The sequence below is a fragment of the Cobetia sp. PS-4MA genome (genome assembly GCF_057670765.1).
Genome location: NZ_CM173107.1, coordinates 1 through 12,560, shown reverse-complemented (window position 1 = coordinate 12,560; position 12,560 = coordinate 1). Strand labels below are relative to the sequence as shown.

At 60.9% G+C, this 12,560-nt stretch carries 9 protein-coding genes; 5 read left to right on the top strand and 4 right to left on the bottom strand.

The annotated features are described in order from the left end of the window. The first annotated feature begins 150 nt into the window (after positions 1–150). The 5 genes from glyQ to AC26AR_RS00025 all read left to right on the top strand — a co-directional run bounded on the left by glyQ (position 151) and on the right by AC26AR_RS00025 (position 5,923). Entirely contained in the window at positions 151–1,113 is a 963-nt protein-coding gene (glyQ, locus tag AC26AR_RS00045; protein ID WP_103751491.1) for a glycine--tRNA ligase subunit alpha, read from the top strand. Then, complete coding sequence (gene glyS, locus AC26AR_RS00040; protein WP_488107354.1) at positions 1,110–3,179, top strand: glycine--tRNA ligase subunit beta; 2,070 nt, start codon at positions 1,110–1,112, stop codon at positions 3,177–3,179. Before glyQ ends, glyS begins: the two co-directional genes overlap by 4 nt. Positions 3,180–3,556: 377 nt before the next feature. Continuing rightward, positions 3,557–4,186 (top strand): D-glycero-beta-D-manno-heptose 1,7-bisphosphate 7-phosphatase, encoded by a 630-nt coding sequence (gene gmhB / locus AC26AR_RS00035; protein WP_077379725.1) that lies wholly within the window; start codon positions 3,557–3,559, stop codon positions 4,184–4,186. 138 nt (positions 4,187–4,324) lie between these two features. Continuing rightward, a complete protein-coding gene (luxS, locus tag AC26AR_RS00030) occupies positions 4,325–4,837 on the top strand; it encodes an S-ribosylhomocysteine lyase (RefSeq protein ID WP_077379728.1) in 513 nt (170 codons plus the stop codon). A gap of 156 nt (positions 4,838–4,993) precedes the next feature. Continuing rightward, on the top strand, positions 4,994–5,923 hold the full coding sequence (locus tag AC26AR_RS00025; protein WP_488107353.1) for an alpha/beta hydrolase: 930 nt from the start codon (positions 4,994–4,996) through the stop codon (positions 5,921–5,923). Positions 5,924–6,073: 150 nt separating this feature from the next. Here AC26AR_RS00025 and gyrB read toward each other — a convergent pair whose 3' ends face one another. From gyrB to dnaA, 4 genes are all read right to left on the bottom strand, one after another. Next, positions 6,074–8,491 (bottom strand): DNA topoisomerase (ATP-hydrolyzing) subunit B, encoded by a 2,418-nt coding sequence (gyrB, locus tag AC26AR_RS00020; RefSeq protein WP_084209549.1) that lies wholly within the window; start codon positions 8,489–8,491, stop codon positions 6,074–6,076. Positions 8,492–8,510: 19 nt separating this feature from the next. Next, entirely contained in the window at positions 8,511–9,596 is a 1,086-nt protein-coding gene (gene recF / locus AC26AR_RS00015; RefSeq protein WP_084209550.1) for a DNA replication/repair protein RecF, read from the bottom strand. 224 nt (positions 9,597–9,820) lie between these two features. Beyond that, entirely contained in the window at positions 9,821–10,924 is a 1,104-nt protein-coding gene (gene dnaN, locus AC26AR_RS00010) for a DNA polymerase III subunit beta (RefSeq protein ID WP_077379736.1), read from the bottom strand. Between the two features lie 148 nt (positions 10,925–11,072). Next, complete coding sequence (gene dnaA, locus AC26AR_RS00005) at positions 11,073–12,560, bottom strand: chromosomal replication initiator protein DnaA (protein ID WP_077379738.1); 1,488 nt, start codon at positions 12,558–12,560, stop codon at positions 11,073–11,075.

Sequence of the window (12,560 nt, the reverse complement as noted above, 5' to 3'; positions counted from 1 at the left end):
AGAGGCTTGTAGGCAATACGCGCGTGCAGGGGCGCGACGCATCAGAATTTGGAAATGGCACGCACTCGGTTACGTCTGCGGCCTATAACCCGATAAGCGGGGATTGTATACTTGGCAGTTCTCGAATTCATGGGCCAACGGGCTTCACCAATGACACAGCCAGACGTGAAAACCTTCCAGGGCCTGATTCTGGCCCTGCAGCAATACTGGGCCGAACAGGGTTGCATCATCCTGCAGCCATTGGATATGGAGGTTGGCGCGGGGACTTTCCACCCGGCGACCTTCCTGCGCTCCATCGGTCCTGAAACCTGGAACGCTGCCTATGTGCAGCCTTCCCGCCGTCCCACCGACGGCCGCTACGGCGAAAATCCCAATCGCCTGCAGCACTACTACCAGTTCCAGGTGGTGATGAAGCCGTCACCGGCCAACCTGCAGGAGCTCTATCTGGGCTCGCTGGAGCGTCTGGGCATTGACCCGCTGGTCCACGACATCCGCTTCGTCGAGGACAACTGGGAATCCCCGACGCTGGGCGCCTGGGGACTTGGCTGGGAAATGTGGCTCAACGGCATGGAAGTGACCCAGTTCACCTACTTCCAGCAAGCAGGCGGCATCGAGTGCTTCCCGGTCACCGGCGAGCTGACCTACGGTCTCGAGCGCATCGCGATGTACCTGCAGGACGTGGACAGCGTCTACGACCTGATCTGGACCACCGCACCGGACGGCTCCGTGGTCACCTACGGCGATGTCTTCCTGCAGAACGAGAAGGAGCAGTCCGCCTACAACTTCGAGCACGCTGCCGTGCCGGAGCTGTTCGCTGCCTTCGATCACTGCGAGAGCGAATGTCAGAAGCTGCTGGCGGCCAACCTGCCGCTGCCGGCCTATGAGCAGGTGCTGAAGGCCTCCCACACCTTCAACCTGCTGGATGCGCGTCACGCCATCTCCGTCACCGAGCGTCAGCGTTACATCCTGCGCGTGCGCACCCTCGCCCGCGACGTGGCCCACGCCTATTACGACTCGCGCAAGGCCGCTGGCTTCCCGCTGGCACCACAGGCACTGCGTGACGAGCTGCTCGCCGCCGATGACACCACTACCGAGGGAGACGCGTCAGCATGACCTCCGTGAATACCCTGCTGATCGAACTGGGCTGCGAAGAACTGCCGCCGGGTGCCATCGATGCCCTCGCCGACGGCCTGGCCAATGGCCTGGCCGATGGCCTGCGTGAGGCCGAAGTCGCCTTCGGTCAGGTCCGCGCCTACGCCACACCACGTCGTCTGGCAGTGATGATCGAGTCGCTGGCCGAGCGTCAACCGGACCGCGAGATCGAGAAGCGTGGACCGGCCAAGGCTGCGGCCTTCAAGGATGGTGAGCCGACCCGCGCCGTGCAGGGCTTCGCTCGCTCCTGCGGTGTCGAGGTCAGTGATCTGATCGAGCTGGAAACCGACAAGGGCATCTGGCTCGGCTATCGTCATACCCAGCCGGGTGAGCATCTTTCCGCCCTGCTGCCGGCCATGCTGGAACAGGTCGTCGCTCGCCTGCCGGTGCCGAAGAACATGCGCTGGGGTGCCTCACGCATCGAATTCTCTCGTCCAGTGCATTGGCTGGTCGCGCTCTACGGCAGCGAAGTGATCGAGGCCAGCGTGCTGGGCCTCGAGGCAGGCCGCACCACCTTCGGTCATCGCTTCCATGCCCCGCAGGCCATCACGCTGGCGCACGCCGAGGACTACCTCGACGCGCTGGAAGATGCCCGCGTGCTGGCCAACCGTGAAGTACGCCGTGAGCGCATCCGCGAACAGGTCCAGGCCGAGGCGGAAGTCTATGGCGCCAATGCCGTCATCGAGGAAGCCCTCCTCAACGAGGTCAACGGTCTCGTGGAATGGCCGGTCGCACTGACGGGCACCTTCGATGAGCGCTTCTTGGAAGTGCCGGCGGAGTGTCTGATCTCCTCCATGAAGGCCAACCAGAAGTACTTCCACCTGCTGGACAACGACGGCAAGCTCAAGCCGGCCTTCATCACCATCTCCAATATCGAGAGCAAGGACCCGCAACAGGTCATCTCCGGTAACGAGAAGGTGATTCGTCCGCGTCTGGGCGATGCCGCCTTCTTCTACGAGACCGACCTGCGCAGCACGCTGGAATCGCGTCGCGAGAAGCTCGAGAGCGTCGTCTTCCAGCAGAAGCTGGGCAGCATGGCCGACAAGGCCCGTCGCAGCGAAGCCGTGGCCCGCCACATCGCGGAACGCATCGGTGCCGATGTCGAGCACGCCGCACGCGCCGCACAGCTGGCCAAGACCGACCTGGTCACCGAGATGGTGCTGGAGTTCCCGGAACTGCAGGGCATCATGGGCCACTACTACGCCCGTCACGATGGCGAAGATGCCACCGTCGCGCGTGCGCTGGAAGAACAGTATCTGCCGCGCTTCGCCGGCGATGCGATTCCCGCGACCAAGGCCGGCATGGCGATCGCCCTGGCGGACCGTCTCGACACCCTGACCGGCATCTTCGGCATCGGTCAGCGTCCGACCGGCGCCAAGGACCCGTTCGCGCTGCGTCGTGCCACCATCGGGGTGCTCAACATCCTGATCAAGGGCGAACTGGACCTCGACCTGCGCGAGCTGCTGACCGTCAGCGCCGAGCAGCATCGTGACCTGCCCAAGGCCGAAGGACTGGTCGAGGACGTGCTCGAGTACATGCTCGATCGCTTCCGCGCCTGGGCCAATGACGAGGGCATGGGTGCCGAACTGTACCTGGCCGTGCGTACCCTGAAGATCAGCAACCCGCTGGACTTCGCGCGTCGTCTGCGTGCCGTGCACGCCTTCGGCGAACGCCCGGAAGCCGCCGCTCTGGCAGCCGCCAACAAGCGCGTCTCCAACATCCTCGCCAAGGCCGAGCACGATGGCCGCACCGAGGTGGACACGAGCCTGTTGAGTGAGCCGGCCGAGCAGGCACTGGCAGAGGCCCTCAAGGCACGTGGCGCGGAAGTGGCACCGCTGTTCGCGGCGGCACGCTACCAGGAAGCCCTCGATACGCTGGCCAGCCTGCGCGAGCCGGTCGATGCCTTCTTCGATCAGGTCATGGTCAACGCCGACGATGCCGCCGTGCGCGCCAATCGCCTGGCGATGCTGGCCAGTCTGCAAGGCCTGTTTATGGGTGTGGCCGACATCAGCCTGCTGACCCAATAAGGGCTGCCGGCCCACGGTGTCCCCGACATCGGTAAATGGCAGTCTCTGCAAAAGAACCCCGCCACGGCGGGGTTCTTTTGCATCCAGCCTCCTCGAAATGACGTATTGCGTGACAGGATTACACGCAATGTGGCCGCGATGTCACAAATTCTGCCTTGATCCCCTACCTAGGTCGCACTAGAATCCAGTATAGAAACAGTGTTCGAAAAGCGTGACAGCCTGTCGCACCCACGCTCTTCGGTCACTCGGCGCCATTTGCCCAATCCCCGTGCGAGCGTCATCTTGTGACTTGGCTCACAATTTCCCAGGCAAAGCGGCGACCCCCTGACAAGCAGCCCGGCTGACGCCCCTGACTGCCCTGAGGTGAAGAGTTGACCATGCAAAAACTGATCGTGCTCGACCGTGATGGTGTCATCAATGAAGACTCCGATGCCTTCGTCAAGAATGCCGAGGAGTGGATCGAATACCCCACCTCCATTCAGGCCATCGCTCGCCTGACGCGAGCGGGCTATACCGTAGCCGTCGCGACCAATCAGTCCGGCATCGCTCGCGGCCACTTCGGTCACCGGGAACTCGACCAGATGCACGCCAAGATGATGCAGCTGGTGAAGGAAGCCGGTGGCGATATCGCCCACATCGCCTACTGCCCGCATGGCCCGGATGATGGCTGTGATTGCCGCAAACCGGAACCCGGCCTGCTGCACCAGATTCAGGACGCTCTGCAGATTCCGGACTTCGAAGGCGCCTGGATGCTGGGCGACAGTCTGCGCGATCTGGTCGCTGGCCAGAAGGCCGGCTGTCGCGCCGCGCTGGTGATGACCGGCAAGGGCCAGAAGACACTGGCCGATGGCGAGGGCCTCAAGGACGTGCTGGTGGTCGCCAACCTGGCCGACTTCACCAACCGCCTGCTGGATGGCGAGCTCAACCATGCCATGTCGGATGGTGAGCCGGGAAAGTCCCAGCGCCGCTGCGTGAGCTGTGAAGCCGCTGCCGAGAGCTATCTGTGAGACACACATGCCGCGCGCACTCCCTGCGCCGGCATGTGCTTGCCCCTCTATTCAATAGCGGCGATATGCTACCCTTCAGACATGAATCCGGGCAGGCAACGGCCTGCCCATCTCACTCCCTCATGCTGGAGGCCTCGTATGCCACTGCTGGATAGCTTCACAGTCGACCACACCATCATGAAAGCCCCTGCCGTGCGCGTGGCCAAGAAGATGGGAACCCCCAAGGGCGACAACATCACTGTCTTTGATCTGCGTTTCTGCGTGCCGAATGAAGAGATTCTCTCCGAGAAGGGCATTCACACGCTGGAACACCTGTTCGCCGGCTTCATGCGCGAGCACCTCAATGGTGATGGCGTCGAGATCATCGACATCTCGCCGATGGGTTGCCGTACCGGCTTCTACATGAGCCTGATCGGTGAGCCGGACGAAGCCCGGGTTGCCGCTGCCTGGTCTGCCGCCATGCAGGACGTGTTGAACGTCGCACGCCAGGAAGAGATTCCGGAGCTCAACGTCTATCAGTGCGGTACTGCACAGATGCATTCTCTGGAAGAAGCCAAGCAGATCGCCAGCAATATCCTGTCACGCGATATCGGCATCAATCGCAATGATGAGCTGAAGCTGGACGAAGGCTTCCTCAATCAGGCGCATTGAGTCTTGAGACACCAAGTCTTGAAACACCATGCCTTGAGGCACCGGACTTGATCAGCCTGTCGAGTGCGCCGGGTCCTTGAACGAAAAAGCCCGCTATCTGACCTGATCAGATAGCGGGCTTTTTTCATGCCACAACATCCCGAGCGAGTGACGCGAATGCCCGATTCCAACAGCCATGCCTTTGATTTCACGACTTTCCTGGCAGACAAGGAAGCGTGGTCAGCACCGAATGAACTCGTCCCCTACCGCTGTCGCGATGGCAGCAGCCTGGGCTGTCGTCACTACCACCCGACGCGGATTCCAGCGAGCACAACACACCTCATCCTGCTGCATGGTTCCAGTGCTGACAGTCGCTACCTCGCCTCACTGGCAACGCATCTGGCCACTGAGGGGTATCACGTCCACACGCCTGACTTGCGTGGCCATGGCCCGACGCCTGCCCGGCGCGGCGATATCGATCACCCGCTGCAGCTCGAGGAGGATCTTGAAGATCTGATCCGCTCACTGGATCTCCCCGCCGACGCCAGCTTGTGGATCGCCGGGCACTCTGCGGGAGGCGGCCTGGCACTGCGGTTCGCGGCATCCGCTCTGGAAAACGGGCTTGCCGGCATCCCGCTGGCTGGCCTCATTCTGCTGGCTCCCTATCTGGATCACCTCGCCCCCAACATGCGTCGCGATTCCCGCTGGGCACAACCGCGGATAGCACGCATGCTGACATGCTTGCTCTTGAACAAGCTGTCCATCCATCGCCTGGATCATCTCGAGGTACTCACCTTCAACATTCCCGCTGAATATCGCGATGCCAACACCACGAGCGCTTACTCCTGGCGCTTGATGACAGGCCTCAATCCTCGCCATTACCAACGAGACCTCGAGACTCTGTCACGGCATCACGTGCCCTTGCTGGCATTGATCGGTGATCAGGATGAGGCGTTTCACGCCGACCGACTCGAGGAATGCCTGCAGCCGCAACATCCCGCCGCGCACGTCACGATACTCGAGGACGTGGATCATCTGGGGCTGGCGACGGCAACCGTCACGGCAGAGCGTATCGCTGAATGGCTGACAAGCGATCCGGCAGCCTGAGACGGCCCCGTGCCTCATTCTGTCATCCCCCTCTTCCCTTTCTCATTTCTCCTTTGTGCCGCCTTCTGCACGCTCCAGCTCTGGCAGCAAGGCACAAAAAAGCCCTGATCAAGGATCAGGGCTTTTTTTCAGCTGGCGACGATCACGACATCAGACGTCGAGATTGGCCACCAGGGCGAAGCGCTCGATAAAGTCACGACGCGGCTCGACCTCATCTCCCATCAGGGTGTTGAACATCTGATCGGCACCGATCGCGTCTTCGACCGTCACACGCAGCATGCGGCGTGATTCCGGATCCATGGTGGTTTCCCACAGCTGGTCCGGATTCATTTCTCCCAGCCCCTTGTAGCGCTGGATGCTGAAGCCACGCGCCGCTTCCTTCATCAGCCAGTCAAGTGCCTCGTAGAAGGTGACGACCTCCTTCTTGCGCTCACCGCGTGAGACATAGCTGCCCGCCTCCAGCAAGCCTTCCAGCATGGAGCCCAGCTCGCTGATCTCACGGTAGTCCGCGGACTTGAAGAAATCGACGTCCCACAGATAGTCACTGCTGACACCGTGCGCCGTCAGTGTGACTGCCGGCAGATAGAGGTTGCGCTCACTGTCATGGCTGAGGCTGAAGCTGTAGTGAGGGCCGCCCTCATAGGCGATCAGGTCATCCATTTCCTTCTGGAGACCATCGATCCAGCCCTGCACCATGGCTTCATCCTTCAGTGCCGACTCATCCAGATGCGGGGCGTGCACGATCTTGCGCAGCACGGCAGACGGATAGACGCGCGCCAGACGATCGATACGCTTCATCACGCCGCGATACTGATTGACCAGTGCTTCGAGCTGAGCGCCAGCGATACCCGGCGCATCGGCATTGACGTGCAGCTTGCCGCCGTCCAGCGCCGTGGCTGTCAGGTAATCCTGAAGCGCCTGCTCATCCTTCAGATACTGCTCGTGCTTGCCACGCTTGATCTTGTAGAGCGGTGGCTGCGCGATGAAGATATGACCACGCTCGATCAGCTCCGGCATCTGACGGAAGAAGAAGGTCAACAGCAGCGTACGAATGTGCGAACCATCGACGTCAGCATCCGTCATGATGATCACGGAGTGGTAACGCAGCTTGTCAGGATTGAACTCCTCCCGACCAATACCGCAGCCCAGCGCCGTGATCAGCGTGCCGACTTCTGCAGATGACAGCATCTTGTCGAAGCGCGCCTTCTCGACGTTGAGGATCTTGCCCTTCAGCGGCAGGATCGCCTGGGTACGACGATCACGACCCTGCTTGGCGGAACCGCCGGCAGAATCACCCTCGACCAGATACAGTTCGGAAAGACTCGGGTCCTTCTCCTGGCAATCAGCCAGCTTGCCCGGCAGCCCCGCGATATCCAGTGCACCCTTGCGACGCGTCATGTCACGCGCCTTGCGGGCCGCTTCACGCGCACGTGCCGCATCCAGCATCTTGTTGACGATGGCCTTGGCTTCGTTGGGCTTCTCGATCAGGTACTCGGAGAACAGACGGCCCATTTCCTGCTCGACCGCTGTCTTGACCTCGGACGACACCAGCTTGTCCTTGGTCTGCGAGGAGAACTTCGGATCCGGCACCTTGACCGAGATGATCGCGGTCAGGCCTTCACGGGCATCATCCCCGGTGGTGCCGACCTTGGACTTCTTGAGCAGCCCTTCCGCCTCGATGTAGCTGTTGAGGGTACGGGTCAAGGCTGCACGGAAGCCCGCCAGGTGAGTTCCGCCATCCCGCTGAGGGATATTGTTGGTGTAGCAGAAGATGTTCTCGGAGAAAGCATCATTCCACTGCATCGCCACCTCGACACCGATACCGTCCTCGCGCTCCATTTCAAAATGGAACACCGGATTCAAGGCTGCCTTGTTGGTGTTGAGGTGATCCACGAACGCCTTGAGACCCCCCTCATAGTGGAAGAGCTCTTCCTTGCCGCTACGCTCGTCGATCAGACGAATCGCCACACCTGAATTCAGGAAGGAGAGTTCCCGCAGACGCTTGGCCAGAATCTCGTAGTGAAACGCGATGTTGCCGAACGTCAGCGGTGAGGGCTTGAAGCGCACCAGGGTGCCGGACTTCTCGGTGTTGCCGACCACTGCCAACGGGGCCTCTGGCACGCCATGACGATAGATCTGCTCATGGACCTTGCCCTGACGCCAGATGGTCAGCTTCAGCTCTTCGGACAGCGCGTTGACGACGGATACGCCAACGCCATGCAAGCCGCCGGAGACCTTGTAGGAGTTGTCATCGAACTTACCACCAGCATGCAGCACCGTCATGATGACCTCAGCTGCGCTGACGCCCTCTTCCTCATGAATCTCGGTCGGCACGCCACGGCCGTTGTCGCTGACGGAGACCGACTCATCGGCGTGGATGACCACGCGGACTTCGCTACAGTGCCCTGCCAGCGCCTCGTCGATGGAATTATCCACCAGCTCGAACACCATGTGATGCAGCCCCGTGCCATCATCGGTATCGCCGATGTACATCCCGGGGCGCTTGCGTACGGCATCCAGGCCCTTGAGGACCTTGATGCTCGATGAGTCGTAAGCCTGTTCGCTCATTGGCTTCTCCGTCGTGAAGTCATTCCGTGTGCAGTCGCCCGTGTTCCACGTGAAACATTCTGACATCCGTGCCCGGCAGCCAGACCCGATCCAATGCTTCGGGTTCGACACAGGTCACGAAGACCTGACACTCGAGGCTGGCCAGCAACTGGCAGAAGAGTCGGCGATGTTCGCCATCCAGTTCTGCCGGCAGGTCGTCGATCAGATAAACACAGGTACGTCCGTTCATTTCCTCAAGCAACCGCCCCTGGGCCAGCTTGAGTGCGCTGACGACCAATTTCTGCTGGCCACGGGACAGCACCTCTACCGCAGGGCGGCGCCCGAGACGAATGCGTAGATCAGCGCGCTGCGGTCCGGTCTGGGTAAACCCCATGTGGCTATCGCTGTCACGCCCTGCTGCCAGCACCTCTCCTAGAGAGCGCTTCGCATCCCAGCCACGTTGATAACGCAGACTGAGATCCGGCAGCTCGATCAGCTCAGCGAGAGTTGCCTGAAACAGGGGGGCCAACGCTTGCATATATTCCATGCGCAGGGCATCGAGACGCTCACTCCAATGAGCAAACTCACGATCCCAGACGTTCAATGCCTGAACGTCCATCTTACCATGTCTGAGTAACGCGTTCCGATGTTTGAGCGCACGGCGAACCCGCTGCCAGACATCGAAGAAATCATGTTTCACGTGAAACACGCCCCAATCGAGAAACTCGCGGCGTGCCGATGGCGAGCCTTCCAGCAGCCGGAATGCATCCGGATTGATCAGCTGCAAGGGAAGCGCCTGCGCCAGCTGCGCCACACGCTCGACCTTCTCTCCATCCAGTCGCATCTCGAGGCCATCTGCAGCCTGCTCACGGCGCACTCCCAGCGGGCGAGGGGGATCCCCTGCCAACCGACCGAACAGCGTCATGCCGGGCATATCGTGCGCGATGGCATGCTTCAGCTTGTGGGTGCGGAAGGAACGTGCCAGTCCCAGCACATGCACACCTTCCAGCAGGCTCGATTTCCCGCTGCCGTTGGCGCCGCTCACCAGGTTGACCCTCGGACCCGGCGCGATATCGACAGGCGCAAGGTTACGCAGGTTCTGGAATTGCAGACGTTCAAGCGCCATGGCGACCTCAGTCAGGACAAATGAAGAAAACGAAGACGATATGCACGTTCAGCCTGTGATCGACACGATGCTTGCCGTGCCATCATCTCTTGGCCCTGAATGTGACGACACCCGCCACCTCACGGGAGAGGATGGCGGGTGTCGTCGGTCATGTGTTGAAGAAACTCACGAAGACTTTGCGATAATTACGAATCAAGCACATGATTTTTAACGATTTTACACTATTACAGACGCATCGGCATGACTACGTAACGCGCATCACCGCCGCCCGGCTCTTCCAGCAGTGCAGAGCTGTTGGCATCGGAAAGCGTCAACTGGACACGATCCGAATCCAGCACGCCCAGAACGTCGATCAGGTAGCCGACATTGAAGCCGATCTCCAGACCACCGCCTTGATAATCCAGTGCGATGTTCTCTTCGGCTTCTTCCTGCTCCGGGTTGTTGGCCAGCACGCGCAGATTGCCGGCCTCCAGGTACAGGCGGACACCACGATACTTCTCGTTGGAAAGAATCGCGGTACGTGACAGTACCTGCCGCAGCTCGGCACGCTCCGCCACGATGACCTTGTCACCGCCACGCGGCACGACACGCTCGTAATCCGGGAACTTGCCGTCCACCAGCTTGGAAGTGAAGGTGAAGTCGCCGGTCTGCGCCCGGACGTGAGTCCCGCTGACGGTGAGCGTCAGCGGCTCATTGCTGCCGTCCAGCAGACGTGTCAGTTCCAGAATGCCCTTGCGGGGAATGATCAGCTTCTGGGACTCGGCAACACTGATGTCAGCGGCCTGCTCACATACCGCCAGGCGGTGACCATCAGTGGCCACGGTGCGCACCAGATTGCTGGTCAGTTCCAGCAGCATGCCGTTGAGATAATAACGGACATCCTGCTGCGCCATGGCAAAGGAAGTGGCATCGATCAGATGCTTGAGCGTGCCGCGCGGCAGGCTGATGGTGATATCACCCTGACCATCATCGATGTTGGGGAATTCCGCGACCGGCAGCGTCGAGAGCGTGAAGCGCGAACGACCACTGCGCAGGATGGCACGGCCTTCCTCGAGCGCCAGGATGATCTCGCTGCCTTCCGGCAGCGACTTGCAGATATCCATCAACTTGCGCGCTGGTACCGTCGCGGAACCCGGCTCATCGACACGGCTGGGCTCGACACGCCCGATCAGCTCGACCTCCAGGTCGGTTCCCGTCAATGACAGTTGCTGATCAGACACCTCCAGCAACACGTTGGACAGCACCGGCAGGGTTTGACGACGCTCGACCACACCCGCCACCAGGGACAGCGGGCGCAGCAGGGCTTCACGCGAAATGGCAAATTTCATGGAGACTCCACTCTCTGGAAACGGGAGAAGTGCTTGCCGGTGACCAGCACACACTCATCAAATATTCCGGGCCGTCGCACGACAGGGCCCGGTGCACTAAGCGCCGGACAGGTTGACCTCACCCTCTCGGCGCTGCGTGGCAACTGAATCAGCTGGTCAGAAGACGCAGCAGATTCTTGTAGTCTTCGCGAATGTCGGCGTTCTCTTCGCGCAGTGAGGCCACCTTGCGGCAGGCATGCAGCACCGTCGTGTGGTCGCGTCCACCGAAGGCATCGCCGATTTCCGGCAAGCTGTGATTGGTCAGCTCCTTGGCAAGTGCCATGGCGACCTGACGCGGACGTGCCACCGAGCGCGAGCGACGCTTGGAATGCAGATCGGAAATCTTGATCTTGTAATACTCGGCCACGGTGCGCTGGATATTGTCCACACCCACCTGCTTGTCCTGCAATGCCAGCAGATCCTTCAGGGATTCACGGATGAAGTCCTGGTTGATCGCACGCCCCATGAAATGGGAGTCCGCGATGACCTTTTTCAGGGCACCCTCGAGCTCACGCACGTTGGAACGGATCTTCTGGGCAATGAAGAAGGCGGCATCATGAGGCAGGTCGACCTTCGCCTGGTCCGCCTTCTTCATCAGGATCGCGACACGAGTCTCAAGCTCCGGCGGCTCGATGGCCACTGTCAGCCCCCAACCGAAGCGGGACTTCAGGCGCTCTTCGACACCATTGATCTCCTTCGGGTAGCGATCCGAGGTCAGGATCATCTGCTGTCCCCCTTCCAGCAAGGCATTGAAGGTATGGAAGAACTCTTCCTGAGAACGCTCCTTGCCGGCAAAGAACTGGATGTCATCGATCAACAGCGCATCCACCGAGCGGTAGAAACGCTTGAAGTCATTGATGGCATTGAGCTGCAGCGCCTTGACCATGTCAGCCACGAAGCGCTCGGAGTGCAGATAGACCACCTTGGCATTCTCGCCACCCTGCTTGGCCAGATGGTTGCCCACCGCATGCATCAGGTGGGTCTTGCCCAGACCGACGCCACCATAGAGGAACAGCGGGTTGTAGGCGCCACCCGGGTTCTCGGAGACCTGACGGGAGGCGGCACGTGCCAGCTGGTTGGACTTGCCTTCGACGAAGGTTTCGAAGGTGAAATTCGGATTCAAGCCACTGGAATGCTTGAGGCTGCCTTCTACCTGCACCTGCCGCGCATTGCGACGCGGTGCCGCCTCCTGCGCACCGTCACCCGCCATCTCACGCTCTTCTGCGTAATTGCCACGCGGGGGCGTATGCACTGACGGCGCACGCGGGCTCGGCATCTGGCCGGGCGCAGGGGCCTGAGCGGACACCGATGAAGTCGATGCCCCCTCTGGCCGCGGATTGGAGACCGTGCGGCGGCTTCCCACGCTGAGCTCGACCTTGGGCGGTTTGCCCGGAGCAAGCTCACGCAGAAGCTCATGAATCCGCTTGAGGTACTTGTCATTGACCCAGTCGCGTACGAAGCGATTGGGGGCGAGCAGGCACAGCTCTCCGCCGTCACCTTCCTCAGCCTGCAAGGGACGAACCCAGGTGTTGAACTGCTGTGAATTCAGCTCGTCTTGCAGGGCGTCAAGACATTGTTGCCAAAGTGCGAGCGACAC